The following is a 23102-nucleotide window of genomic DNA, read 5'->3' as shown; positions in this document are numbered from 1 at the left end:
TAAGTTACATTTACATTCATCGATTCAGGAGACCCCATGGGCGAAATCGCAGTCAATAACGTCGAATCTTTCGACACAATCCAACTTCCAGCGGAGCAGGAAGAAGTCTTTGAGCGTGCCGCTTACGGCAAGGGCAGCAGCCCGGCCGGGTCTCGACGCTTACGCGTCGTCACGCGCGACAACGCCGAAGAAGCCCTTAGCGATGCGGTTGATCGCCTTGAGGGACTTGACCCTGCTCCGAAACGTCGGGTTGCCAGGACTGAAGATAACGCCGACGCGCTGCTTGATCGCGCGCTTGACCGCCTTGGCTTTGGCGACGAGCCGGAGGCGAAGCCTGTGGCGAGAGCGAGCCGCCAGCACATCGCCAAGCCTGTTCTTGATCAGGACGCCGTTGACCGGCAGGCGCGCGCTCTTGCTGAAGCGCAGACGGCGGCAAACAGTGCAAAGATGGCGTACGCTTCCTTTCAGAAGTTCGTGGCGCAATGTGCGAGCGAATTCCCTGGCGGCATGCCTGATGTATACACCGATCCGATCGGTCGAATGAAATGGGATGCCCGTGAGAAGGAATTGCAGCGGGCTCTACCGGCGATCAACATGTTATGCGAGCAAGCGGAAGCTGCTCGGCGCACGGCCTTCGAAGTTTGCGCGGCATACTCCGATGCAGAGTTTCGTCGACGCAATCCTGACTGGTCTGATGACATGCTGCCGGCTGTCACGGACCTGCTACGTCGGGGCGGTTTGAGCGATGCTCAGATTGCTGAGATGTGGAACGGCAATGGCGGGATCACATTGGTTGATCCGCGAGCGCAGGGCGTCGTTGTGGACGCGGCGCGCTATATCACGGGCAAGCCCCTCGATACTGCCGGCGATGCCTACCATGCCGGCGTTTCTTATCTGAAGGAAATTGGCTTCTCGGAAGATGAACTGACTGCGCTCGGCAATGGTGCGCCGGTCAGCCTTCGCGACCATCGCATTCAGCAGGTTTTAGCGGATGCTGTGCGCTATCAGGTGAAACATCGATGATGGCCGATATGCACGTCAAGCTGCAACGAAACTACTTTGTTGAGAACGGCGGCAAGGTGCTGCGCGGCTCAGAGATCGAGCTTCCGGAGAAGGAGGCGAAGCGGATTATCAAACTTGGCATCGCCGTGGCGTACACGCCGGTCAGTCATGAAGAGTGGTTGTCTGCGCTCGGCTTGAAGGTCAAGACGAAGGCTGAACTCTCAGACGAGACGAAGGCTCATTACCAGTCTGATTTTAGATGCTTTGAGAAGTGGTGTTCGAAGCACGGTATCGATGCACTTCCAGTCACGAAGGATGCGCTGCTCCGATACATCGTCCACCGCCTTGCTGACGGGATCGAGTTTAACACCGTCAAGCGCAATGTCTCTGGCATCACAAGAATCCAGGGGCTAGCGGAAATGCCACCGTCAGCGGGGCATCTTTATCATGAAGTGTTTGTCGCGCTCTCAAACTTCGTCCGATCGCTCAGCAATGAACTTTACGCGCATATCGGCAGCGCGGTTAGAGAGGCTGAGGGATGGCGGTTCGCAAAGGAAGCGATCGATAAGCAGTGGAGAGAGAAAGCCCATGCCGGCAAATCAGCAGCGTGATCGGATGCGCGCCGACAAGCTGCGCAGGCTTGCGGCCTCGACATCGTTCGCGGCGGAAGCCGAGACGGCACGTCGTCTGGCTGATGATATCGAGGCTGGGATTGCCGCGCCGCCGGTCGGCAGTCCGGCCTATTTTGAGCAATGGCGGAAGTTCAGAGAAACAGTTGCGAACCTACATTGCCAGCTTGGCAGGACCATCACCAATCCGGCTGAGGTTCGATTGATCAGGAACCTTCGGCGCTACGGTGCAAATCCATGGTCTCTTGATGCGGAGACATTGCAGCGCGTTGAAATGCTGGCGTCCCGTATCGGGGAGACAATCGAATGAACAGCATTCCTGATGGATGGTTTCGCAAGCTGGAAACGATCAAGGCTCACCCGGAGCTCATTTCCGGCGCTGAACTGATGACTGTCCAGAACCTGGCCTATTGGCGTGGCGCGCCGAAAACGAAAGATATTGAATTGGTGGATGCACTGTATGAGCGGTGCAGGGAGATGGCGCAATGAGCGGATTCGAAGGCCTTACACCGACCCTTCGTGACCTTATGGCCGGGTTTGCCATGGGCACGACGCCGCAAGAGTCGATGGCGATGGCGGGCCGCATGATGGCGTTCAACGCGCCGAAGCGTGAGCAGGCGCAGAAGGCGCAGGCGCAGCGCAATCATACGGTTGAATGGTTGCAGTCGCAGGGCGTTGACGCCAACACCGCAAATTATTTGGCGAGCGACCCCGTTGCGCTGCGCGCGCATTTCGCGGAACGACAGAAGAAGGGCGAGGTAAACTGGCAGAAGCAAGACCTCTCAGACGGCACGTCGTGGATGATCGACATGAACGATCCCGAGCGACGGAAACAGTTGAGCGGGCCGAAGTCGAAAGAGCCGTCCTATGGTGTAGTCAGTGAGGACCAGTTCGGGCAGAAGCAATACGGTTGGATCGATCCCAGCAGCCGGACCATAACGCCAGCACAGCCGGCCTCGCCGCAAGCGACAGAGGTGGCTACGTTTGACGAAAGGTTTGGTGCGCCGCAGGCCATCCCTCCCGGCGTTGATCCGAAGGAATGGCGCAAGTTGCAGACCAAGAAAGCATTCGGTGATCAGGAAGGGCGAGAGCGCAAGGACACGCAAGCCAACATTGTCGTGCAGGATATCGACCGGGCGCTGAAGTTGACGAAAGACAGTTGGACGCCAGTGACTGGCGGGACCGGCGGCTTGTTGAGCTATATCCCCGGAACTTCTTCATATGACCTTGGCAGTTTGCTGACCACTATCAAGGCTAATGCCGGTTTTGATCAGCTGCAGGCCATGCGCGCGGCCTCCCCAACTGGCGGCGCGTTGGGTTCGGTTTCTGAGAATGAGAACAAACTTTTGCAGTCAGTGATCGGATCCCTTGAGCAATCGCAGTCGGAGCAGCAGTTCAAGGACAACCTGCGGCGCGTCAAAAACACTTACCTCGATATCATTCACGGCAAGGGCAAGGGGCCTGAGCGCGAGCACTTGTCTTTCGAGAGCGGTAGCAGATCAGGATCGAGCGCTGACGGATGGACCGATCTTGGCAACGGGATCAAGATGCGGAAGGTGGAGTAATGGCGACGTTTGAATTTCAAACTGCCAAGGGCGAAACTTACGAGATTGATGCTCCGTCCGCGTCTGACGCGCAGGCCGCGTTCGCGCGATCGCAGGTGAGCAAGCCGGCCGGCCTGCTTGGCATGGTGGACGATGTTGTGCGCTCGCTCGCCAGTGGCATCACATTCGGGTATGCCGACGAACTCGCGGCAAAGGCAGGTTCACTTTTCGGCAGCGGCACCTATGAGGACAACCTGCGGCAGGAGAGGGCGCGAGATGAAGCTATCTCGCCTGCTATCCGTCTTCCCGGCGAGATTGCCGGCGGCGTCGGTGGCGCAGTGGCTGCCGCACCGTTTGCCGGCCTGCTTGGAGCGGTTTCGGGTGCTTCACGGCTGCCCTTCCTGGCGCGCAGCATCGGTATTGGTGCGGGCACCGGCGCGGCCTATGGCTCGGGTGCGGCGGATGGTGGCTTGGCTGATCGGATGCAGGGCGCGGCCGGTGGTGCCATCGGCGGCGCTGCGGTCGGTGCGACTGCACCCTATGTGATGCAGGGCGCGGCCAACATCGGCAAGGGAATTCTCGGAACATTCGACCCGACGCGGCGGGCTGCGGCAGACTTCGGGCGAGCGGTGATGCGTGATGCTGATGACACGCCTGTATCGCTTGCCGCGCGCGCCGCTGATCTTGCGCAAGATCGTCCCGGCGTCGCGTCGCTGGCTGATGCCGGCGGTGAGAATGTTCGCGGCCTTGTGGAGCGCATCGCGCAAAGCCCGGGAGCAGGCCGGACTAAGGTCGTTCCCGCGCTCATTGAGCGGCAACAGGGGCAGCTTGACCGCCTTTCGGATGAGCTGTCCCGTCTCACCGGCGCTAACCGCAACCTGACAGAAACGGTTGAACAGAAGATCGCGGAACGCAAGGGCGCGTCCAAGCCGCTCTATGACGAGGCGTATAGCTTCGATGTATCGACTTCGCCCGCGCTTGTTCAGACCTTCCAGGAAGCGACGGCGAGCGGATGGGGAAAGAAAATCCTTGAAAGTCCCGAACTCAAGCTGACGTTGCAGAGCGAATACGGCTTGCAGGGGATGCCGGGCAAGGAAGTGATGATGCCCGTGATTGATGCCTGGAAGAAACAGGCCGATGACGTGATTGAATCCGCACGGCGCGCAGGCAATGGCAACATTGCGCGGGTTGTCAGCGGTGTCCGCGACAAGGTTGTGGCGGCGGTCGATGCGGTCAATCCGGCCTATGCCCAAGCGCGGAACGCCTGGGCCGGACCATCGCGCTATCTTGATGCGATCGAGGAAGGTCGCAGCCTGATCACGCGCAACGTTACCGCTGATGAAGTCAAGGCGACGCTGGCCAAGCTTAGCGATGTTGACCGTGAAGCATACCGGATCGGTGCGGTGAACGCGATCCGCGCGCAGATGGAGAACGACGCAGCGAAGCTGCCGGACATGACGAAATATCTCAACTCACGGGCTATGCGGCAGAAGGTGGCCGCGCTGATGCCGACCGATGATCTGGCAAAGAAGTGGAGCCGGGTTTTCGATGCGGAATCCGGCTTCTCCACGCTGTCACGCCAGGCGCTCGGCAATTCCGCGACGGCGCGGCGGCTGGCGGAACAGGACGCGGCGGCAGGTATTCCCGGCGAGATGATCCTTGACGTGCTATCGGCTCCGGTCAGGAAGGGCATCCCGGCTGCTGTCGGTGCCGTATCGCGCGGTGTGCGTGATACCGTCCGCTCACGGTCCGACAAGGTGCTTGCTGACATGCTGCTGAGCCCGGCCAGATTGCAGGATCGCGATGCTATTGGGCGCTTCATAAAGCGCACCGAGAGTGTGACCGCGCCATTGAAGAAACGGACGAAGATCGGCGGCATTCTCGGGACGAACGCGACCCTTGAGGGCGACCGATGAGCGAGCCGCTTTGGAATGATACCGATGATCCCTTTATCTGGTACGATGTCCCGCCGATGGTGGTGGAGCACATCGCAAATCTACAGAACGGGTTTCGCGGTGTGGACTTTGTGTTGACGAGCGCGATCGATCTGCTTGACGCGGGCGACGTTAATTCGACGCGGGAACTGCTAGAGACGGCGCTTGCCGAACTGCGGGCGGCGACGAGGGTGAATTAGGATCAATGTCACGGCGCAGTGGATAGCCTGCTTCGCTTGATGCGGCGACATTCCCGCATCCCGCGCTGCTTCTGTCCGCGTAACTTCGGGTGGGCGACTACCCGAAGTTGCTATGTCGTTCCGAGCGCCCTGCTGCGGCTCAATCTGTTTCAGAAGCTCACCAGCGCGGCGAATGGCGCGGTCACGAATGCGCGTCGCCCGCCTGAGTAAAATAGAAAGGCCGGCAAACTTGCCGGCCTTCACATCCGTTTTGACTAGATCAGTATCCCGGCGCAAGCGGAGCACCCATTGGAGCGCCCCAGTTGAAGCGATAGTTCAGGCCGACCTTGACGGTGTGCTGGTCGTTGCGGAACGTGCCAGGAGCCCCGATCGGACCGACGAAGTTTACATTGCCAAGATCGTAGTACTGGTACTCGACCTTGCCCGACCAGTTCGGGGTGAACAGGTATTCCAGGCCACCACCGACGGTGTAACCGTCACGGCCGCCGTTGCCGGCGAAGCCGTTGGTGAAGCGCGAGTCGGCCCATCCGTAGCCGCCCTTGACGTAAAGCAGCGCAGGACCCCAAGTGTAGCCGAGCCGACCAGTAACCGATCCAAGACCACGGTTGGCGAAGAAGCTGCCGGTGTCGAGGAAGCTGTAGTTGGCTTCGATGCCGAAGACCCAGTTCGGCGAGAACTGCGTGTCAAAGCCGATCTGACCGCCGCCCATGAACCTGCCGTCGTTATTGGTAAAGAAGCCGGGCGCGAGGGCATTGTTCGGACCACCGAACGCGCCACCGATATGACCACCCAGATAAAACCCGGTCCAGTTGTAGATCGGTGCTGGTGGCACGTAGGGCGGAGCCTTCGTGTAGGGACGTGCCGCCAAATCAGCGGCGGAAGCAGCCGACGCGCCCATCAGCACAGCTGCGGCGGTTACAAGAATCTTTTTCATGACGGAGCCTCGATGTTAGATTCGATGACTGGCATTCTAGAGACAAAACACAAGGCTGCTGTAGCGGGGCGGCCACACTCGGGTGGAATATCGACGCTGAGCACAGTAAAAAAGAGCCCCGCCTACTAGGGCGGGGCCAAGGATGACTCGATTCCTGGACCGGACGGTTGCCGGCTCGTATAAATAGGCACATGTCCGTCTCGTGTCCAAACAATTTGCGTTGGCGTTTATGCGGGCTATGGACGCTTTTCCTTCCCAACCGGATCAGCTTCTGTGGTGCGCAACTTCAGAGCCTGTTCCACGAGCCGGCGAATGGCCTCGGGTTGCGACGGAATGGGCCGTTGCTCCGCTCGCCACGCTTCAATTTTAGCCGATAGTTCGGGAGGAACACGAACACCGACTGTGGGACTCGTCCCGGTCGCGGGACGGCCGCGCTTTTTTGCTATCTTTTTATCTTGACCAGTCATGATTATATGATAGCGTAAAATCAGGCCGGAAGGAAGCGCGAACTTCCTACCCGGCCCTAACCCGAACCAGAGGGGCCACCAATGGCGCAGGCTGAGACGATTCCTACCACGACGAGACGGGGCTTTCTATCTGGCGCGGTTGCAGCCGCTGTTCTGCCGGCCGCAGCAGCACCGCAACTGATTGATCCGATATTTGCGGTCATTGAACGCCATCGATCGGCTTTCAGAGAGTTCGTGGCCGCATCGCTCGCCGTCGACGAAGTCAAGGCGCTGAGAGATGGGCGCGAGATCACACAAGAGGCTGAAGACAGGCTGGATGCGGCGGTCGAGGCGAACGAAGAAGCTGCCGATCTGCTCACATCTACAGCCCCAACCACGATGGCCGGCCTTGCTGCCGCTGTAGCGTGGCTTCTGGAATACGACGAGGGGTGCATTCCCGACACATCAGGCCAGTTTCTGCGGACGTTGGCGTCATCGCCTCTAATGGTGGTGGGTTAGGCCATGGTCCGAGCACACAATGTTCAGCGGGCAGCCAACCCGGCGTCAGGGTCCACAGAGACTGAATGGAGGAAAGCGGACGCGCAAGCCCTTAATCTGGCGCTGGTTGCCGCATGGCTACAGGCGGATCAGGAAGCCAAAGATATAGCCTTGGCCGTCCTGCGCGGGGAGATTGATATTGCCGCCTCCGTATCGGTGCCGCGATGATCGACCGCAAAGAGCTTAAGGCCCGAATGGCCGGAGAAACCCGTGCCCGAATGGCGGCAGAGGATCGCGAGCGGCTTGCCACCGTAAGGGCTGAACGTGCCGAGCAATCGGAACGCAATCTGACGGTCGAACTAGACCGCGCACACCGGCTGATTGACCGGCTACAGGCGCAGTTGACGTCGATGGGCTGCACGGTCGTTTGAAGGATGGAGAGGGGGTATCCGCAATTTTGAGGATACCCCCTCCATTGGAGGACGGACTTTCCCTCACTTTTGAGGAAAAGCCTTCACCCGTGTGCATATTGTGTGCAGGTAAGATTTTGATCGGCAGAAAATCGAACCGAAGATCACAAATTATCTTTTATAATCAATGGTGAGCGCGGAGGGACTCGAACCCTCGACCCCATGATTAAAAGTCACGTGCTCTACCGACTGAGCTACGCGCTCACATGCCGCGCTGTGTAGGGGGCCAGTCCGCGCCGGTCAATAGCGCCGGTCTCCGCGCCCGATAACGTACATTGCAGCCTGGCGAGTGTCGAATAATGGCTGGGATCAGTTTGTCTCGCGCTGAATCTCGGAACCGACGGGCGACGACCCGCCTGTTGCCATCGGTGCCGGCCGCAGCCCGATCAGTTCGGCGCTGCGGATACGCGCATTGCGCCAGAACGAAAACTGGTTGATGCGCGACATCTCAAGGATGGCGATGGCGACGGCCGACAGAAACGGCAGGCTCTGGAGCACGAGCACGCCCGCGAAGATGTAGATCTCGGTGACTTCCTTGTACTGGTTGGAGGCGATCAGCACCGCCGCTCCGACCAGCAGGAGGACGCCAATCACCGCCTCCCAGAAGGCCTGAAATTCGATCGACATCCGCGAAAGGCCGCCCTTTGATGTCCGTGCGAAGGCGAGGTGTTCCGTGATGAGCCCCTGCGCCACCGCACGGGACACGGTCCACTGCACGGACATGGCCGCGACCATCGCTCCCAGCATCTGCGCCGTCCTTATCGGCACGCGAAGGCGGTACAGCGCCAGAAAATGGAGCAGCGACACGATGAATGCGGCGATGATGGGCAATGTCAGGATCTTGTCGGGGATGGCGATGTCGGCGAAGGCGACGATCGGCACCCAGATCAGGTTCAGGATTGCAACCACGACGCCCAGGCTTTCGGCGCCGAGCCAGTTGAGCCAGCCCAGGGTGAATTCGCGTTTCTGGTCCTGCGACAGGCGGCTCGCACCCGGCAGAAAGCGGCGCCAGTGTTTCTTGACGATCTGGAAGCCGCCATAAGCCCAGCGATGACGCTGCTTCTTGAAGGCCTCATACGTATCGGGGAGCAGGCCGTAGCCGTAACGGGTGTTGGTGTAATGCGTGACCCAGCCATGCTGGGCGATCGCAAGGCCGAGATCGGTGTCCTCGCAAATCGTGTCTCCGGCCCAGCCGCCCGCCATGTCCATCGCGGCGCGGCGGATCAGGCACATCGTGCCATGGACGATGATCGCGTTGGCTTCGTTGCGCTGGACCATGCCGATGTCGAAGAAGCCGGCATATTCTCCGTTCATGACGTAGTGCATCAACGAGCGGTCGCCGTCGCGGTGATCCTGCGGCGCCTGAACCAGGCCGACGCTGGGATCGTTGAATGCCGGCACCAGGTCCTTCAACCAGTCGGGCTGCACCACATAGTCGGCATCGATGACGCCGATGATCTCGGCGTCAGCGGCGGTGCGCTCCATGGCGATGCGCAGCGCTCCCGCCTTGAAGCCCTCGACCTTTTCGGCGTTGATGAACTTGAACCGCTCGCCAAGCGCGCGGCAATGATCCTGAATGGGCTGCCAGAAGGCGGGATCGGGCGTGTTGTTGATGATCACGACGCATTCGAAATTCGGGTAGTCGAGGCGCGCGACCGCGTCGAGCGTCTGCTTGAGCATCTCGGGCGGCTCGAAATAAGCCGGCACGTGAATCGAGACCTTGGGCAGCGGCGCGTCGCTGGCCGCCTGGGCGGCCGCCGCCGCCTCCCTGGTAATCAACCGCCGCGGGCGCTCGCCGAACGCCACGGTCGCGATCTCCTCGATGCGCGCCATCGCGATCAGGATCAGCGGGACAAGCAGAGTCAATCCAAGCGTCAGCGCGAGAGCCGAACCGAAAACGAAGTAATGGGTGGTCCAGTAGGCGAAGACCGTCGCGACCCAGGCGCCGACGCCGTTGGCGGCGACCGACAGCATCAGGGTCTGCATCGGCGTGGGACGGACAAGCCGCAGGATCGGCAGCGATAGCAGGATGCCGATCAGAAGCGCGATGCCGGCTAGCTTCCAGTAAGCTTCATTAACGACGGGACCGCTCCACGAAAATTTGGGCTCGCGATCCGCGTTGAGGATACCCCAGTAGGGGCCCACGCCGCCTTCGAAAAACTTCCATGGCTGGTCGATGGCTTCGACGATGTTGTATTCCATGCCGATCGACTGGGCCTTGGTCACGAAATTGCGCAGCGTGACCGCCTGCTGGAAAGAACCGGGATCGGCGTTCCGGAGGTTATATCCGGCGCTCGGCCAGCCGAACTCGGCGATCACGATCCGCTTGCCGGGAAAGGCGTCGCGCAATTTTTGATAGATGATGAGAGCCTGATCGACGGCCTGCTTGCTCGAAAAGCCTTCCCAATAGGGCAGGATGTGCGCGGCGATGAAGTCGACCGACGATGCAAGTTCAGGATGCTCCAGCCAGATATTCCAGATTTCACCTGTCGTAACAGGCACATTGACGGAGCCCTTTACGCGCTGAATGAGCTTGATGAGATCTGAAACCTTTTGATCGCCGCGATAGATCGTCTCGTTGCCGACGACGATTCCGTTGACGTTGCCGTTGTGTTTGGCGAGATCGATGGCGGCGAGCATCTCGCGTTCGTTGCGCTCGACGAACTTATCGATCCACGCGCCGACCATGACCTTGAGGCCGACTTCATTGGCGAGGGGGGGCACAAGCTCCACGCCGCCTGTCGACGAGTACAGTCGGATGGCGCGGGTCAGGGGCGCCAGCGCCTTCATGTCGGACCGGATCTTCTCGACAGTCGGGATATTATCGACGTCCGGATGCGCGGCGCCTTCAAAGGGCGCGTAGGACAGGCTGGTCAGAACCCCCTTGAAGTCGGGTGCTGACTGTTTGTCCTGAAGAACTCCCCAGAGCGCAGCATGTGCGGCGGACACAAATAGAAAAACGGCGACGACGGCGCGCATCGCGACTAAACCATAAGGGGCTTGCCTGCCAGAAACGCGGACCTGCCCCTGGGTCCGACCGACACATTAGCAGACATAATTCTGCGACATAATTAACAACTCGTATGGTGCCGTGGCGTTTTGAAGGCGGTTCCGCGTGATCCCAGAAATCGGCAACTGTTCCTAGCGGAGCGGCAGTTACTTTTTCTTCGGGTTTGCGGGAGCGGGCGCTGGTTGCTGCGGCGCCGGAGTTGCGGGCGCGGGGGTGGAGTGACCCGCCGGCGGGGAGGCCGCGGAATCCGGCCCGGACGGTTGCGCGTCCGGATTGATCCAGCAGGCATGAACGCGGCCGCTCAGTGCATCGGGCGCCTTGGGGTCGATGGGTCCGAACCTGACCAGGCAACGGAATGACGCCTGGACGTGACCGCCGGGGCATCCGAAGCGATCATAGAGATCGAGGTGGCGGAACGCCGTATCCAGATCGTCGCGCCACATCAGGACAACCACGCGGCGGCCGAGCCAGACGCATTCCGGATTTCCCGCCGGACCGTCGATGACGCGGGCGGCTTCGACGAACTCGTCGGTTTTACGCTTGCTGTCCTTGGCCCCGTCAGCCGCGTTTGTCCCGTTTTCCGCCGCCTGCTTGTTTTGATCCTGGGCTCGCAGATCGCCGCTTTGCGCGATCGCTCCACCGATGCCGAACAGTAAGGCGAAGCCGGGAACGGCAAGGCCACGCCACAACGCTTTCTCGAATCCAAACAGCATCCGACGCATGAAAGTCCCCCGACTCTTGCCCGCCGCACCATCTGCCCGCAATGACGGGCAAATTAGTCCCCAATGCGGCGAGGCGCCCTGGTCGCGCGATTCTGAACATTCGCCGCGAGGCGCGGCCAGGCCGATCGCGCAGGCCGATCGCGAATGTCAAATTCGCCCGCAAAGATTCCCAAATGACGGAGATTCTGAGTTTTGTCCAGCAAATGGGAGGTTTGATCGCATCAGGGACGAACGTGGCCGGATGATTGTGGTGGGCCATGCCGCGGCACTTGGCAGTGGCTCTTCGAAGCGGCTCTTGGCAGAAGGGTTACGACAAGCTAATCGGACGGCTCTCTCGCGTTTTCGAGCGAAGCGGGTATCGGTTCGCGCGAAGAAAACGTCTTAAAACAATACTATAGAGCATTTTCCGGCAGGTCGACTCCGGTTAGTGTGAAGAAAATGCTCTCTATCGAAAACTTGCGCGTATTCTGATCGCAGAACCGGTATCCACTTTTTTGCGGAATACGCGCTGGAGCTTTGCTTTTGATTTGATCAGAAGCAAAAATGTTCTGGCGGAGGACAGGGCCGATTTCATTTCGCACGCCACTGGCGCTTCTCATCATTTCGCTCGGTCTGATCGCGGCAGCATGGTGGTGGCTCGCCGCGCCGATCCGGCTTGCGCGGGCTCCGATCGACCCGGCGGCGAAGCTGGAATGCGTGTCCTATGCACCGTTCCGGGGACAACAGACCCCGCTGGTCGCCACGACCGAGATCGCGCCCGAGCAGATTGCCGAAGATCTTGCCCAGCTGGCGAAGATCTCGAATTGCGTCAGGACCTACTCGATCGAGAACGGCCTCGACCGGCTGCCCGCTCTCGCCGAGAAGGTTGGCCTCAAGGTCATTCAGGGCATCTGGCTCGGCAATAACCGATTGAAGAATCTGGCCCAGATCAATGTCGCGATCGGTCTTGCGAAGGAATATCCCAACGTCATCACCGCGCTCGTCGTCGGTAACGAGGTTCTGCTGCGCGGGGAGATGACCGCCTCCGATCTCGCGGCGAATATCCGGCTGGTGAAGTCGCAGGTGAAGGTGCCGGTGACCTACGCGGACGTGTGGGAATACTGGCTGCGCAACCGCGAGGTCTATGACGCGGTCGATTTCGTGACCATTCATATCCTGCCCTACTGGGAGGATATTCCTATTCGCTCGCGCAACGCCGCGGCGCATGTCGGCGCGATCCGCAAGCAGGTCGCGGCGTCCTTTCCCGCCAAGGAAATCCTGATCGGCGAGACCGGATGGCCGAGCGCCGGCCGGATGCGGGAAGGCGCGCTGCCGTCGCGCGCCAATCAGGCGCGTGTGGTGTCCGAAATTCTCGACATGGCGAAACGCGAGAAATTCCGCGTCAACCTGATCGAGGCCTATGACCAGCCCTGGAAGCGCCAGCTCGAAGGTACGGTCGGCGGCAACTGGGGCCTGATCGAGGCTGATCCGCGCGAGCTGAAATATCCAGCCGGCGAACCCGTTCGCAATTTCCCGTTGTGGAAGATCCAGATGGGCGCGGGGATGGGCTTATGTGTCCTTGTCTTCGGCGTCGCCATGCTGACGTTGCGGCGGAAGCCCTGGAAGCCGAGGTGGATGTCCTGGATCGCGGTGGCGGTCTCGGCGACGACGGCGGGAATCCTACTCGGGGTGGCCGCTGACAAGCTGTGTTACGAAAGCTACGGGCTCGGCAACTCGCTGCGCTGGGGGGCGCTGCTGGCGGCGGGGGTCATCGCTCCGTTGTTGGGTGCGAACGCCCTGATGTCGGGGCGCGCGCTGCCGACATTCGTCGAATTGATAGGTCCGCGCCCGGGCCGCACCGGTTCGGTGCTGACGGTGATGCTGGGGATAACGCTGCTCGTGACCACCTTGATCGCGGCGGAGACGGCGCTCGGCTTTGTCTTTGATCCACGGTACCGGGATTTTCCCTTCGCCGCGTTGTCGATGGCCGTGGCGCCGTTCTGGGCGCTGGCATGGCTCAATCGTCCGCTCACCGGCGTTCGCCCCATCGCGGAATCGGCTTTCGCCGGCCTGTTGATAATCGCGGCGGTCTATATCGGATTTAACGAAGGCCCGAAGAACTGGCAGTCGCTCTGGACCTGTGTGGTGTACGCTATGCTCGGGATCACGCTGTGGCGGGCGCGGGCCGCGCAAACCCAAGGATAAGCAGGCCGATCGCGAGGCCCGAAAGACCGGCATTGTAGAGCACGATTCCGAAGCCGGCGGCGCTCAACCCCGCTGTCAGAAGCACGATCGAGGGCCGCATGATATGCAGCACCGCGACGACCAGCGCTGCGATTCCGAAGACCTGGTTGCGAAACAGGTAGGTGGCGACGCTCCGGCCCCGGCACAGCATGGTTTGCAGGCCCGAGTCGCACGCCAGTGATACCGTCGATAATTCAATCGCGAGATAGCGCAGATAGAGCGCATAACCGACGCTCAGGAATCCCACGATCAGCAGCCATTGCACCTGATAAGGCGTCAGTCGGAACGGATCTTTTTTCATCGCGTGAATATGATCCGGATCGGTGGAGCGGACAACCCGGAATCCGGCCGCCACCGGATGGAGTCAGCGTGAAAAGAACGGGCTGAATGCCGCCGGCTTCGGAGGCGGTGACGGGGGCTTCGCCGGCTCCTCGACTCGCGCCGATTTGCGGGCTGGACGGCGCCGCGAAGCGGGCGGTGCTTTCGGCTTTTTTGTCGCGATGGCGCCAGCGCCGTCCTTGCCGTCTTCATTCATGGCGAGGCGCTGGCCGTCGAAGACGGTGGTGCCGCAGGTTCGGCCGTTCTCGGACAGCACCGCGCAGATCCTGGCGGCGGTTGCCGCGTCGGTGAGCGGCCCAGCGACCAGGCGTATCTGAATGCCGTTGCCGTTGCTGGTTTCCTTCAGCACGATGATCGGATGCAGCGAAGCCAATTCCTTAGGCTCTGATTTCAGAAGGCTTTGCCAGAGCGTTCGCAGACCTTTGATCGACACGGCGCCTCCGAGGTCGACGCCGAACTCGGTGCGCGGCACCGGGACGGGGCTCGTGTCTCTCACCGTTTCAAGAGACGATGCCATGGTGGGCGAGGGGGATTGCAGGGTGTCCGCGACCGGGGAAATGGATGCAGCAACGATCTGCGCTTCCTTGTGACGGTGAAGGTTTTTATCAGGTTCGGATTTCGTGGTCCCGGGCGTGGCCGTGTCATCGTGTCCGCCAGGTATTGTTGCGGGCGGATCATGTGCGGCTATCGCGGGCGTTGATGCAGCTACGGAAGAAGATGCGGCGACCGGAGGCTTCACCGCTGCCGCCGCGGCGGTGGTGATGAAAGCGGCCGGCGCGGAGAGCGACGCATTCGCGGCTGTCGATGCGTCCGCGCCCGGTGAATCAGGTTCTCTGGCCGGAGCGGGCTCACTGGCCGCCGGCGTCGAGGTCGTCGTGGCGACAGCGTTGGTCCGTGACGCGTTCCGGCTTATGGAGCCGGTGACAGATTCGAAACCCTGCTCGATCGCGGTGATACGGGCGAACAGCCGGTCGCGATCGCTGTTCAACGTGTCGATGGCGGACGAAAGGCGTTCGATTTTCTTCTCGGCCGCCCGCACGATCTCCAACGGCGGCGATGGTTTTGCGAGATCGACAGCGACGAGCGGTCGGGACCGGAGAGAGGCGCCGGAATTGTATGCCAGGAGAGCGACGATGACGGCTCCGATGGACCCGACGCCCCAAGATCCGAGCCGCCATATGGTGCGGCGGTCGAATCCGTCCTCGTCGGCAAGAAAGCCGCCCGGCCGGCCGCTGCTTTCATCGGCCCCTGCGCTTTCGGCTAAGCCGTTCTGATTCTTCGCCATAATGATGATGCCGGACCCCCGCTCCGAATCATGGCGAAATGTTAGCAGGAAACCTGCCCGATCTCAGGGAAGCCGGCCGGTTTTCAGTTTCGAGAAAAAAGATTAATGACGGCGACGTTTGATGCGCCAGCTATGAGGATTCGAATGAGCGGCCGGAATTGTCTGACCATCGTGCTGGCTGCGGGTGAGGGGACGCGGATGCGCTCCTCGCTGCCTAAAGTGCTGCATCCGGTGGGGGGACAGACGCTGTTGTCGCATGTGCTGGGGGCCGCGCCGGGCGGTCCCGGGACGACGCTGGCGGTTGTCGTTGGTCCCGGCCATCAGGCCGTGGCGGATGAAGCGAGGCGGGTGCGGCCCGACGCCATGACGTTCGTCCAGGACCAGCGCCTGGGAACGGCACATGCTGTCCTCGCCGCGAAGGAAGCCATCATCCGCGGCGCCGACGATCTGCTGATAGCGTTCGGCGACACGCCGCTGATCTCGGCCGATACGTTCGAGAGGATGCGGGCGCCGTTGCGGGCCGGTGCGTCGCTGGCCGTGCTCGGCTTTCATGCCGGCGATCCCACGGGATACGGCAGGCTGATCGTGACCGATGGCCGGCTTACGGCGATCCGCGAGGATGCGGACGCCAGCTCCGACGAACGCCGCATGACGCTTTGCAACGCCGGCGTCATGGCCTTCGACGGCAGGACGGCGCTGCAGATCATTGAAAAGATCGGCAACGCCAACAGCAAGGGCGAATACTATCTCACCGACGCCGTCGGCATCGTCGGCGAGCTGGGTCTGACGGCGGCGGTGATCGAAACCGGCGAGGACGAGGTGCGCGGCATCAACACCAAGGCTCAACTGGCCGAGGCCGAACAGGTCATGCAGGCGCGGCTGCGCAAGGCAGCGCTCGACACTGGCGTGACCATGGTGGCGCCCGAAACGGTCTTTCTTTCCGCTGACACCTCATTCGGCAAGGACGTGACAATCGAGCCCTACGTCATCATCGGGCAGGGCGTGACTATCGCCGACGGCGCGGTGATTCACGCATTCTCCCACCTCGTGCAGGCATCAATCGGCAGGAACGCTTCCGTCGGCCCCTATGCCCGGCTGCGACCGGGAACGTCGGTGGGCGAGGGCGCGCGGATCGGGAATTTCGTCGAGACCAAGGCTGCCGTTCTCGAAGCCGGCGCCAAGGTCAATCACCTGACGTATATCGGCGATGCCCATGTGGGGGCCAACGCCAACATCGGCGCGGGCACCATCACCTGCAACTATGACGGCTTCAACAAGCATCGCACCGAGATCGGCGAGCGGGCGTTCGTCGGCTCCAACTCCTCACTGGTCGCGCCGCTCAGGATCGGGGCCGGGGCTTATGTGGGATCGGGTTCGGTCGTGACGAAGAACGTGCCGGACGACGCGCTCGCGGTCGGCCGGGGCCAGCAAACCCTGCGCGAGGGCTGGGCAAAGAGATTCCGCGAGATGAAGCTGCTCGCCAGGAAACAGAAGACCGGTTGAGGAAGGAACCGAGTTTGCCGACGATTCACTCTTCCTCGAATTCGGAGAACATGGCCCGCGTGAGGCGCCAGCCGCGAGGCTTTGCACGCTGTGGTTTCTCATCCGGCTTATGGCGGACGATCTTCGGCTTCGTGGCCGTACTGCGGAACGGCGGCGGCCAATGGGCAAGACGGGATGACGTTTGCGCAAGCGACCGCGTCGATGCGCGGGAGAATCGTTGCGGCCCGGCTCGGCCATTTGCGTCGCGTGTGTCGCTCACGGTTCCATGGTCCCCATACTTGTTCACGCGAACCGATGTTTTCCTCCCCGGGGTCAAGCCCCGCAGGACCTGCTTCGCCCGAAAGCGCTATTGGGAGCTTTCCGTATAAACGTTGCGTGCCCGTTAAAAGGAGGCCGCAAAGTCGAATGGTCGTGACGGTGGCTCAAGGGAGCCGGCGGAACCCGGGCCAGAGCGATTCTGCGTGAGGCGATAAAATCCCGTCGCGAAGCGCTGGAAAACAGCATAGTGTCTGGAACACCTGCTGCGGCGACCTCATCTGTTCGAGAGTGACCCTGATCAGCCTTTTCACCCCGCACATCATCAGACGCACGGTCGCGCCGTTTCCATCGGCGCATCTTTCCGGTTGTCATGAGAGGAACGAAACGAAATGGATAACGAGAAGAAGATCAAAGCTGTCTTGATGGTTATTCTCATCATCGCAACATTGCTGGGCCTCAATGCGCTGATCGCGGCTGTTCAGAAGACAGGCAAGGAGACCCATACCGGCAGCATCTGGCAGCAGGAACTGACGCTGCAGGGCGAAAAGATTGCGAATGCCTAGAGCCTTTCCGCTTCTGACAGAATCAGAAGCGGGGCTCTATGATTTTTGTTTTGACGCGTTTTCTTCACGCGAACCGGTGTCCATCCTCGGGTCAAGCCCGAGGACATGCTTCGCTCGAAAATGCTCTAATAGGGCTTCCGGGTGCGGACGGAGATCGAAAAACCGTATCCCTCCACGAGGCGGTAGCAGCCTCGGCTGGCCGGATCAGGCCCTTCCGGGTCTCCGTTTCATTTCCGTCTCGATTTCACCTATGGCCTGACGCAGGGCGTAAAGTGCATGCTCATCGACCTCGAACGCGATCGAGCCAAGTTCTGTCGTCGCCAGCTCTATCGCGTAGCGACCGTCAGGCCGGATCAAGGGGCGTGAAGCGTTCACCGTGACGATGCTCAGTTGATCGGGGAATACGTCCATCGGAGACCTTCGGATGGGGACGGAGGGAAAAGGCGTCCAGATCCTGATCATGCCCTTTTCCCGGGCGGGGGTCGAGAGGGGTCAAAGCTGGATTTTATCGGATGGTGTGCTTCGCGGCCAGTCGTTCGCGGTACGCTTCCAGGCCACGTCGCCAGTCCTGCCCGGGTTGCCATTCGCCCATTTCGTCCATGGCGCCGGACTCCAGCATTGCGGCTGCGACCTCCCAGTGGCGGTCCACCCAGCCCGGAATTTCCGATTCATTCATGAGTTGAGACCGGCAGATTCGTTCTGCCATCGCTCGCGCCAGCGGTTCTATGTTTGATGACATGACACTCACCAGCGGTTCATGGCATTTTCGAGCGAGCGCGCCCTCGGGCCTGCTCCGGAGTCTGATTCAACCGCGTTGAATCAGATTCGTCGCTTATCTGTTGTTCGAGCACGATCTTTTCCGAAAACCGGTTCCACCTTGCGCCGTCGTGGCCCCTCGGGTCGGGATCATGCTCTAGTTCACGCTCGACCTTTGATTACGCTGCACCATGTCGAGGATGGTTTGCAACATCTGCGCCGCCTTCCGATTGGCCGAATCTCCCTTGGAAAGCGCTGTTACGCCTTGTTCCAGCATGTCCGCCGCCTTCTCGGTTGAGATGACCCCGCTCTCGATGAGACCCCAGAATGCGAATTGAGCCAGCGTAAACGCTGCGATTGCAGAACCTTCGGTTTCGACTTCAAAGTTATCTTCCGCCATCGAAATCTCCTCTGTTCAGTGTTCAGGAGCAAGCGTCAATCCCGCCTGCTGCGATCCTGTCTGCTTTGAAGTGCGCGACGAGAGCTATAGCGTTTTCTTCACGCGAACCAGTGTCCACTTCGCTCGAAAACGCTCTAAACTGAGCGAATGGGCCGCGTCATTACCGTCAACGACAGGATGCAAAGCGGCTATCGCTATCGACTGACGGCGCCGTCCGGCCGCGGCTTCGATCCGGCATTCCGGCCCGAACTTACTCCGAAGCAGATGCTCGAATTCGGGGTATTCTGCGGCAAGTATCTGACCGACTGCCGGGACGAGTTTCCGGCGAGCTGGTTCGCACGGGCCAGACTTTCATCCACGGGCCGCGACTGTTCGCTCAACTATTTCGGCGTCGATGCCAGCCAGCCGCTTTCGGTCTGGCGACGCAAAGGCTGGATTCATCCCGACGACCCGCGTGGTTGGTTCCAGTGGTATTGCCGCTACTATATGGGACGGCGCATGCCGGACGAGGACGCGCGCCAGATCGGCCGCTGGAAAGCGATGCGGCGGCATGTGTCACAGGTCAGGAAGCATTGCGAGCCGGGCGATCCCATGTGCCGGCCCCGCCAACGGCAGGCGCTCTTGCATTGGGCGTATGACAGCCGGAAAATCTAAAACGTATCAGGCGAAGCATGTCCTCGGGCCTGACCCGAGTGATGTCTGCCGGCTTCTTTCCTGAACTTGGCGTTCATGAAAATGGCTCCCCTTCATATCGCATTATCGAACCATGTGCCTCGCGCCGGAACCCGATTTCAGGCACGTTCTTGAAGGCGTTCGTGAGCTTCGGCTCGCCGCCTAAAGGATTCTCCATAAAGAGTGTTTAGGGTTCAGTTGACGATTGGCGCGAAGCGCTTGTATAGTGGTTTGTAAACACGGGACGAGAGAGGTCGGCATGTCAGGGGAGAAGTTCGGCGAGTTCGTCCGCCGCGCGCGTGAGGCCAAGGACATCGGTTTGCGCGAAATGGCAAAGATGATCGGCGTGAGCCCGACCTATCTGTCGAAGGTGGAGCGGGACGAGTTCGCGCCACCGGCCGAAGATAAAGTCAGGGCGATTGCGCAAATCATCGGCTGCGATGTGGACGAGTTGCTGGCGCGGGCGGGCCGAGTGTCGACCGACCTGTCGGACATCATTAAACGCCACCCAGTGGAACTGGCGGCGCTGCTTCGGACCACGAAGGGATTGAACGCCGAAGACATTGCCCGACTGGCGCGCAACGCGCAGAAGGCGAAGGACAAGTGAGCGCTTGATCGGGGGAAGACGATTTCAACGATGCAAATGATGGATGACGATCAATGACCAAGTTCGTTTCCTATGTGCCCGACGAGGCGATCGAAAAGGACGCGCAGGCGCTCTTGGCCGGGTATGGCCATGCGCGCGGCGTCACGATCGAGGCGCCTATCGCGATCGACGACATCATCGAGAAGTACCTGAAGATCGGTATCGAGTTCGACGATACGCACCGTCTGTTCGGTGTGCCGCGCTCGGGCATCGGGTTTGATCCCGATATCCTTGGCGCCATCTTCTTCGAGCAGAAGCGGATCGTGATTGACGAAAGCCTCGATCCTGACGCCAATCCGGCGAGGGAAGGGCGCTATCGCTATACGGTGGCGCATGAGGTCGGACATTGGCAGCTTCATCGGGCGTTGTTCGGCAAAGACCCGGCGCAAATATCGCTTCTTGAAACCAATTCCGCGCCGAGCGTCGTTTGCCGATCCAGCCAGGCCAAGGCGCGGATCGAAGTGCAGGCTGACCTTTATGCCTCCTGCCTGTTGATGCCGCGCAAGCTGGTCTTCTCTGCCTGGGACGAAGTCTTCCCCGACCGCAAGCAGCGGGTGCTTCAGCCGGCGACGCCGATCGATCATCCCTTCGTCGAGATCGCCCGCTTCGAGTGCCGCATTCCGAGCGCCGACTTCACCGGAAGCGACGACCAGGCTTTGGAGACCTTCGCCAACCCGAGCCATCGCTACCCTGACTATTCGGGCGGAACAGTTCCGATCCTCTCCACACGAGAATTTCTCGGCGACGACGGATGGAATCCGAAAACCGCTAAGCTCACTACTCAAGCCTTTTGGGAGTTTCAAAAAGAGATATGTGACTTCGCCGAACACGACATCATCTTCGCAAGAAAGGGCCGACTTGGGCTTCCCCGCTTCCTTCCGCCCTTCGAGAAGTTCACGTTCAGTCACACTCTATTTTCTATCAAGCCGATGACAGGGCTCGATCCGGCCTACTTGCTCTGGCTTCTCCGCCGAGACGAGGTAGTGGCTTGGCTGACCAATGAAATGAACCAAAACACCGGCGTGCCGACACTCGGGAAGGGCAAGACCGAACGACTACCAATCCCCCTCCCACCCCTCGCTGAACAGCGCCGCATCGTTGCCAAGGTCGATGAGCTGATGGCGCTATGCGACCGACTCGAGGCAAGCCTCACCGCAGCCGCAGACACTGGCCGCCGCCTTCTAGACGCGATGCTGGCCGAGGCCCTCGCGCCAACCGCGGCTCGCGAACTGGAGGCCGCGGAATGATGGCGCGCTGGCAATGGCTGCTGCTCTTGTTTTCGCGCAAGCTCTGGCTGCGGGTTACGTTGTTCGGCCTGGCCGGCGTCGCCACTGCCGTCGCCGGCATTTTTGCGCCTCATGTTCCCGAAACCTGGACAATCACAATCGGCGCGAAGGCGATCGACGGAATCCTCAACGTGCTGGCGTCGAGCATGCTTGCGGTCACGGTGTTCTCCGTCAGTACGATGGTTGCGGCTTATGGCGCGGCGACGAACAACGTGACGCCGCGCGCTACGCGCCTGCTGATGGAGGACAACACAAGCAAGAACGTGCTTGGCACATTCATCGGTTCTTTTCTGTTTAGCCTCGTCGGCATCATCGCGTTGAGCACCGAACTTTATAGCGATCAGGGGCGCGTGGTGCTGTTGGTGGCGACGATTGGCCTGATCGCGCTTATTGCGGTCACAATCCTGCGCTGGGTCGATTATCTCGCGCGGTTCGGCCGGCTCGGCGAGACGATTGAACGTGTGGAGGAGGCGACATGGAAGGCCATGAAAACGCGCCTTAGGTATCCACATCTCGGCGGGCGCCGCCCGATGGTTCACGCCGGCGATGTTCCCAAAAGCGCGCTGCCGGCGTTCTCGGAAACGATCGGCTATGTTCAACATGTCGATGTACCAGCGCTTGAGGACTGTGCAAAGAAGTCCAGGGTTCAGGTCTTCATCACGGCGCTGCCTGGCGTTTTCACAGACCCGGTGCGGCCTGTTGCCATGGTGGTTGGGCCGCAGGACGACGACATCCGCAAGGCGGTCGCCAAGGCGTTCACGATCGGCGCGGAACGTACCTTTGATCAAGACCCGCGCTTCGGCCTCTGCGTGCTGGCCGAGATCGCTTCCCGCGCGCTGTCTCCCGCCGTCAACGATCCCGGAACGGCTATCGACGTGATCGGGCGCGCCGTCCGGCTACTGGCTAAATGGGGGAGCTTCGACGATTCGAGAACCGACGCTAAGATCGACTGCCCTCATGTATGGGTTCCTGCGATTGAGGTCAGCGACATGTTCGATGATGTATTCGCTCCGATTGCGCGGGATGGTGCCGGGATGGTGGAGATTCATCTCCGTCTTCAGAAGGCGTTCCTCGCGTTGGTAGGTGTCGATCGCGCTGCGTTCGGCGTCGCCGCAACGAGGCATTCGGAAGCTGCGCTGGCGCGGGCCGAGGCGGAGTTGAAGCTGGAGCCGGAAAGGCACGCCGTGCGAGAGGTGGCCGCGAAGATTACCGCGCGCGTTTCGGGTGAAACCAAGGACAGGGAACACCGCATCTCATGAACCGCATGTTTTCGCTTATCGTGTTCCTCATTCTGGTGATCGGCGGTGGTCTCGCCATCGGGTTCCTGACCGTGCCGGGCGAATGGTATGCGGCGCTCGCGAAGCCTGCCTTCAACCCGCCGAACTGGCTGTTCGCGCCGGTTTGGACTCTGCTCTACATTCTGATCGCCATCGCCGGCTGGCGTGTCTTTGAGCGGAATCGCGATGGCTTGCCGATGAAACTCTGGTGGCTATCGCTTTTGCTCAATTTCCTTTGGTCTCCAACTTTTTTCTCGGCGCACAAGGTCGGCGCCGCGCTTGTCGTCATCCTGCTGCTGCTGGCCACCATTGTTGCTTTCATCGGGACGGCTTGGCGGCGGGATCGCGTGGCGGCGTGGCTGTTCGCGCCTTACGCGGCCTGGGTGGCGTTTGCCTCGGTGCTGAACGGCTCGATCTGGACGCTGAACTGATGCGCGCGTCACGGCGAGGGGCCTCGCCGTCAACATGGAGCGCGTTATGCCCCATCGACTTGCAACAGCGTTTG

Annotated in this window: 25 protein-coding genes and 1 tRNA gene; 17 read left to right on the top strand and 9 right to left on the bottom strand. The window is 60.7% G+C overall.

The window, feature by feature from the left end; genetic code table 11:
- Positions 1 to 36 precede the first annotated feature (36 nt).
- From ACMYR2_RS10315 to ACMYR2_RS10285, 7 genes are read left to right on the top strand one after another with little or no spacing between them, the layout of a single operon-like run.
- Positions 37 to 1023, top strand: coding sequence for a hypothetical protein (locus tag ACMYR2_RS10315; protein ID WP_416192884.1), 987 nt, complete (start codon positions 37 to 39; stop codon positions 1021 to 1023).
- Positions 1020 to 1613: a hypothetical protein gene (locus tag ACMYR2_RS10310; protein ID WP_416192883.1), complete on the top strand. Its 594-nt coding sequence runs from the start codon at positions 1020 to 1022 to the stop codon at positions 1611 to 1613. Before ACMYR2_RS10315 ends, ACMYR2_RS10310 begins: the two co-directional genes overlap by 4 nt.
- The gene (locus ACMYR2_RS10305; protein WP_416192882.1) at positions 1591 to 1941 is read left to right on the top strand and encodes a hypothetical protein; all 351 of its coding nucleotides are present in this window, start codon (positions 1591 to 1593) and stop codon (positions 1939 to 1941) included. Before ACMYR2_RS10310 ends, ACMYR2_RS10305 begins: the two co-directional genes overlap by 23 nt.
- Positions 1938 to 2120 carry a hypothetical protein gene (locus tag ACMYR2_RS10300; protein WP_416192881.1) on the top strand — a complete coding sequence of 61 codons (183 nt, stop codon included), beginning with the start codon at positions 1938 to 1940 and terminating at the stop codon, positions 2118 to 2120. Before ACMYR2_RS10305 ends, ACMYR2_RS10300 begins: the two co-directional genes overlap by 4 nt.
- The gene (locus tag ACMYR2_RS10295) at positions 2117 to 3196 is read left to right on the top strand and encodes a hypothetical protein (protein WP_416192880.1); all 1080 of its coding nucleotides are present in this window, start codon (positions 2117 to 2119) and stop codon (positions 3194 to 3196) included. The genes ACMYR2_RS10300 and ACMYR2_RS10295 overlap by 4 nt, the downstream gene beginning before the upstream one ends.
- Entirely contained in the window at positions 3196 to 5091 is a 1896-nt protein-coding gene (locus ACMYR2_RS10290; RefSeq protein ID WP_416192879.1) for a hypothetical protein, read from the top strand. Before ACMYR2_RS10295 ends, ACMYR2_RS10290 begins: the two co-directional genes overlap by 1 nt.
- Positions 5088 to 5309 carry a hypothetical protein gene (locus ACMYR2_RS10285; protein ID WP_416192878.1) on the top strand — a complete coding sequence of 74 codons (222 nt, stop codon included), beginning with the start codon at positions 5088 to 5090 and terminating at the stop codon, positions 5307 to 5309. Before ACMYR2_RS10290 ends, ACMYR2_RS10285 begins: the two co-directional genes overlap by 4 nt.
- Before the next feature lie 259 nt (positions 5310 to 5568).
- On the opposite strand, the gene ACMYR2_RS10280 is transcribed toward ACMYR2_RS10285, so the two are convergent.
- On the bottom strand, positions 5569 to 6243 hold the full coding sequence (locus ACMYR2_RS10280; RefSeq protein ID WP_141382990.1) for an outer membrane protein: 675 nt from the start codon (positions 6241 to 6243) through the stop codon (positions 5569 to 5571).
- Between the two features lie 548 nt (positions 6244 to 6791).
- Here ACMYR2_RS10280 and ACMYR2_RS10275 point away from each other — a divergent pair.
- Both ACMYR2_RS10275 and ACMYR2_RS10270 read left to right on the top strand, forming a co-directional pair.
- Complete coding sequence (locus ACMYR2_RS10275) at positions 6792 to 7208, top strand: hypothetical protein (protein WP_416192877.1); 417 nt, start codon at positions 6792 to 6794, stop codon at positions 7206 to 7208.
- Positions 7209 to 7411: 203 nt separating this feature from the next.
- On the top strand, positions 7412 to 7618 hold the full coding sequence (locus ACMYR2_RS10270) for a hypothetical protein (RefSeq protein WP_416192876.1): 207 nt from the start codon (positions 7412 to 7414) through the stop codon (positions 7616 to 7618).
- 167 nt (positions 7619 to 7785) lie between these two features.
- Here ACMYR2_RS10270 and ACMYR2_RS10265 read toward each other — a convergent pair.
- The 3 genes from ACMYR2_RS10265 to ACMYR2_RS10255 all read right to left on the bottom strand — a co-directional run bounded on the left by ACMYR2_RS10265 (position 7786) and on the right by ACMYR2_RS10255 (position 11389).
- Positions 7786 to 7861, bottom strand: a tRNA-Lys gene (locus ACMYR2_RS10265).
- A gap of 105 nt (positions 7862 to 7966) precedes the next feature.
- Complete coding sequence (locus ACMYR2_RS10260) at positions 7967 to 10636, bottom strand: glycosyltransferase (RefSeq protein ID WP_416192875.1); 2670 nt, start codon at positions 10634 to 10636, stop codon at positions 7967 to 7969.
- 177 nt (positions 10637 to 10813) lie between these two features.
- On the bottom strand, positions 10814 to 11389 hold the full coding sequence (locus ACMYR2_RS10255) for a beta-1-3, beta-1-6-glucan biosynthesis protein (protein ID WP_347264282.1): 576 nt from the start codon (positions 11387 to 11389) through the stop codon (positions 10814 to 10816).
- A 543-nt stretch (positions 11390 to 11932) separates the two neighbouring features.
- Here ACMYR2_RS10255 and ACMYR2_RS10250 point away from each other — a divergent pair.
- Positions 11933 to 13573, top strand: coding sequence for a beta-(1-6) glucans synthase (locus ACMYR2_RS10250; RefSeq protein ID WP_347264283.1), 1641 nt, complete (start codon positions 11933 to 11935; stop codon positions 13571 to 13573).
- Here the strand turns inward: ACMYR2_RS10250 and ACMYR2_RS10245 are convergent.
- Positions 13533 to 13913: a hypothetical protein gene (locus ACMYR2_RS10245; RefSeq protein ID WP_347264284.1), complete on the bottom strand. Its 381-nt coding sequence runs from the start codon at positions 13911 to 13913 to the stop codon at positions 13533 to 13535. The two genes, ACMYR2_RS10250 and ACMYR2_RS10245, sit on opposite strands and share 41 nt — an antisense overlap.
- Before the next feature lie 63 nt (positions 13914 to 13976).
- Positions 13977 to 15236, bottom strand: a complete 1260-nt coding sequence (locus tag ACMYR2_RS10240) for a hypothetical protein (protein ID WP_416192874.1) — start codon at positions 15234 to 15236, stop codon at positions 13977 to 13979.
- 144 nt (positions 15237 to 15380) lie between these two features.
- On the opposite strand from ACMYR2_RS10240, the gene glmU reads away from it, so the two are divergent.
- Both glmU and ACMYR2_RS10230 read left to right on the top strand, forming a co-directional pair.
- Positions 15381 to 16739: a bifunctional UDP-N-acetylglucosamine diphosphorylase/glucosamine-1-phosphate N-acetyltransferase GlmU gene (gene glmU, locus ACMYR2_RS10235; protein WP_347264286.1), complete on the top strand. Its 1359-nt coding sequence runs from the start codon at positions 15381 to 15383 to the stop codon at positions 16737 to 16739.
- A gap of 647 nt (positions 16740 to 17386) precedes the next feature.
- Complete coding sequence (locus ACMYR2_RS10230; protein WP_347264287.1) at positions 17387 to 17560, top strand: hypothetical protein; 174 nt, start codon at positions 17387 to 17389, stop codon at positions 17558 to 17560.
- Positions 17561 to 17764: 204 nt separating this feature from the next.
- Here the strand turns inward: ACMYR2_RS10230 and ACMYR2_RS10225 are convergent, their stop codons facing one another.
- The 3 genes from ACMYR2_RS10225 to ACMYR2_RS10215 form a co-directional block, all read right to left on the bottom strand.
- The gene (locus ACMYR2_RS10225) at positions 17765 to 17971 is read right to left on the bottom strand and encodes a hypothetical protein (RefSeq protein ID WP_347264288.1); all 207 of its coding nucleotides are present in this window, start codon (positions 17969 to 17971) and stop codon (positions 17765 to 17767) included.
- A gap of 94 nt (positions 17972 to 18065) precedes the next feature.
- A complete protein-coding gene (locus tag ACMYR2_RS10220) occupies positions 18066 to 18236 on the bottom strand; it encodes a hypothetical protein (RefSeq protein ID WP_416192873.1) in 171 nt (56 codons plus the stop codon).
- 237 nt (positions 18237 to 18473) lie between these two features.
- A complete protein-coding gene (locus tag ACMYR2_RS10215) occupies positions 18474 to 18716 on the bottom strand; it encodes a hypothetical protein (protein WP_141382978.1) in 243 nt (80 codons plus the stop codon).
- Positions 18717 to 18863: 147 nt separating this feature from the next.
- Between ACMYR2_RS10215 and ACMYR2_RS10210 the strand changes: the two genes are divergently transcribed.
- The 5 genes from ACMYR2_RS10210 (at position 18864) to ACMYR2_RS10190 (ending at position 23028) form a co-directional block, all read left to right on the top strand.
- A complete protein-coding gene (locus tag ACMYR2_RS10210; protein ID WP_416192872.1) occupies positions 18864 to 19370 on the top strand; it encodes a hypothetical protein in 507 nt (168 codons plus the stop codon).
- Between the two features lie 277 nt (positions 19371 to 19647).
- A complete protein-coding gene (locus tag ACMYR2_RS10205) occupies positions 19648 to 19995 on the top strand; it encodes a helix-turn-helix domain-containing protein (RefSeq protein ID WP_009799743.1) in 348 nt (115 codons plus the stop codon).
- A gap of 53 nt (positions 19996 to 20048) precedes the next feature.
- A complete protein-coding gene (locus ACMYR2_RS10200) occupies positions 20049 to 21281 on the top strand; it encodes a restriction endonuclease subunit S (RefSeq protein WP_416192871.1) in 1233 nt (410 codons plus the stop codon).
- Complete coding sequence (locus tag ACMYR2_RS10195) at positions 21278 to 22579, top strand: DUF2254 domain-containing protein (RefSeq protein WP_416192870.1); 1302 nt, start codon at positions 21278 to 21280, stop codon at positions 22577 to 22579. Before ACMYR2_RS10200 ends, ACMYR2_RS10195 begins: the two co-directional genes overlap by 4 nt.
- Complete coding sequence (locus ACMYR2_RS10190; RefSeq protein ID WP_009799729.1) at positions 22576 to 23028, top strand: TspO/MBR family protein; 453 nt, start codon at positions 22576 to 22578, stop codon at positions 23026 to 23028. Before ACMYR2_RS10195 ends, ACMYR2_RS10190 begins: the two co-directional genes overlap by 4 nt.
- Positions 23029 to 23102 lie beyond the last annotated feature (74 nt).

Origin of the sequence: Nitrobacter sp. TKz-YC01 (genome assembly GCF_047824785.1) — a bacterium.
Taxonomy (GTDB): domain Bacteria; phylum Pseudomonadota; class Alphaproteobacteria; order Rhizobiales; family Xanthobacteraceae; genus Nitrobacter.
Note: the sequence above shows the minus strand (reverse complement) of the source record. Positions and strands in the feature narration are given on the sequence as shown.

What these genes read in the sequence shown, in the direction of transcription:
- ACMYR2_RS10315 (WP_416192884.1), top strand. Translation starts at nt 37, where the DNA reads ATGGGCGAAATCGCAGTCAATAACGTCGAATCTTTCGACACAATCCAA.
- ACMYR2_RS10310 (WP_416192883.1), top strand. Translation starts at nt 1,020, where the DNA reads ATGATGGCCGATATGCACGTCAAGCTGCAACGAAACTACTTTGTTGAG.
- ACMYR2_RS10305 (WP_416192882.1), top strand. Translation starts at nt 1,591, where the DNA reads ATGCCGGCAAATCAGCAGCGTGATCGGATGCGCGCCGACAAGCTGCGC.
- ACMYR2_RS10300 (WP_416192881.1), top strand. Translation starts at nt 1,938, where the DNA reads ATGAACAGCATTCCTGATGGATGGTTTCGCAAGCTGGAAACGATCAAG.
- ACMYR2_RS10295 (WP_416192880.1), top strand. Translation starts at nt 2,117, where the DNA reads ATGAGCGGATTCGAAGGCCTTACACCGACCCTTCGTGACCTTATGGCC.
- ACMYR2_RS10290 (WP_416192879.1), top strand. Translation starts at nt 3,196, where the DNA reads ATGGCGACGTTTGAATTTCAAACTGCCAAGGGCGAAACTTACGAGATT.
- ACMYR2_RS10285 (WP_416192878.1), top strand. Translation starts at nt 5,088, where the DNA reads ATGAGCGAGCCGCTTTGGAATGATACCGATGATCCCTTTATCTGGTAC.
- ACMYR2_RS10280 (WP_141382990.1), bottom strand. Translation starts at nt 6,243, where the DNA reads ATGAAAAAGATTCTTGTAACCGCCGCAGCTGTGCTGATGGGCGCGTCG.
- ACMYR2_RS10275 (WP_416192877.1), top strand. Translation starts at nt 6,792, where the DNA reads ATGGCGCAGGCTGAGACGATTCCTACCACGACGAGACGGGGCTTTCTA.
- ACMYR2_RS10270 (WP_416192876.1), top strand. Translation starts at nt 7,412, where the DNA reads ATGATCGACCGCAAAGAGCTTAAGGCCCGAATGGCCGGAGAAACCCGT.
- ACMYR2_RS10260 (WP_416192875.1), bottom strand. Translation starts at nt 10,636, where the DNA reads ATGCGCGCCGTCGTCGCCGTTTTTCTATTTGTGTCCGCCGCACATGCT.
- ACMYR2_RS10255 (WP_347264282.1), bottom strand. Translation starts at nt 11,389, where the DNA reads ATGCGTCGGATGCTGTTTGGATTCGAGAAAGCGTTGTGGCGTGGCCTT.
- ACMYR2_RS10250 (WP_347264283.1), top strand. Translation starts at nt 11,933, where the DNA reads ATGTTCTGGCGGAGGACAGGGCCGATTTCATTTCGCACGCCACTGGCG.
- ACMYR2_RS10245 (WP_347264284.1), bottom strand. Translation starts at nt 13,913, where the DNA reads ATGAAAAAAGATCCGTTCCGACTGACGCCTTATCAGGTGCAATGGCTG.
- ACMYR2_RS10240 (WP_416192874.1), bottom strand. Translation starts at nt 15,236, where the DNA reads ATGGCGAAGAATCAGAACGGCTTAGCCGAAAGCGCAGGGGCCGATGAA.
- glmU (WP_347264286.1), top strand. Translation starts at nt 15,381, where the DNA reads ATGAGCGGCCGGAATTGTCTGACCATCGTGCTGGCTGCGGGTGAGGGG.
- ACMYR2_RS10230 (WP_347264287.1), top strand. Translation starts at nt 17,387, where the DNA reads ATGGATAACGAGAAGAAGATCAAAGCTGTCTTGATGGTTATTCTCATC.
- ACMYR2_RS10225 (WP_347264288.1), bottom strand. Translation starts at nt 17,971, where the DNA reads ATGGACGTATTCCCCGATCAACTGAGCATCGTCACGGTGAACGCTTCA.
- ACMYR2_RS10220 (WP_416192873.1), bottom strand. Translation starts at nt 18,236, where the DNA reads ATGAATGAATCGGAAATTCCGGGCTGGGTGGACCGCCACTGGGAGGTC.
- ACMYR2_RS10215 (WP_141382978.1), bottom strand. Translation starts at nt 18,716, where the DNA reads ATGGCGGAAGATAACTTTGAAGTCGAAACCGAAGGTTCTGCAATCGCA.
- ACMYR2_RS10210 (WP_416192872.1), top strand. Translation starts at nt 18,864, where the DNA reads ATGGGCCGCGTCATTACCGTCAACGACAGGATGCAAAGCGGCTATCGC.
- ACMYR2_RS10205 (WP_009799743.1), top strand. Translation starts at nt 19,648, where the DNA reads ATGTCAGGGGAGAAGTTCGGCGAGTTCGTCCGCCGCGCGCGTGAGGCC.
- ACMYR2_RS10200 (WP_416192871.1), top strand. Translation starts at nt 20,049, where the DNA reads ATGACCAAGTTCGTTTCCTATGTGCCCGACGAGGCGATCGAAAAGGAC.
- ACMYR2_RS10195 (WP_416192870.1), top strand. Translation starts at nt 21,278, where the DNA reads ATGATGGCGCGCTGGCAATGGCTGCTGCTCTTGTTTTCGCGCAAGCTC.
- ACMYR2_RS10190 (WP_009799729.1), top strand. Translation starts at nt 22,576, where the DNA reads ATGAACCGCATGTTTTCGCTTATCGTGTTCCTCATTCTGGTGATCGGC.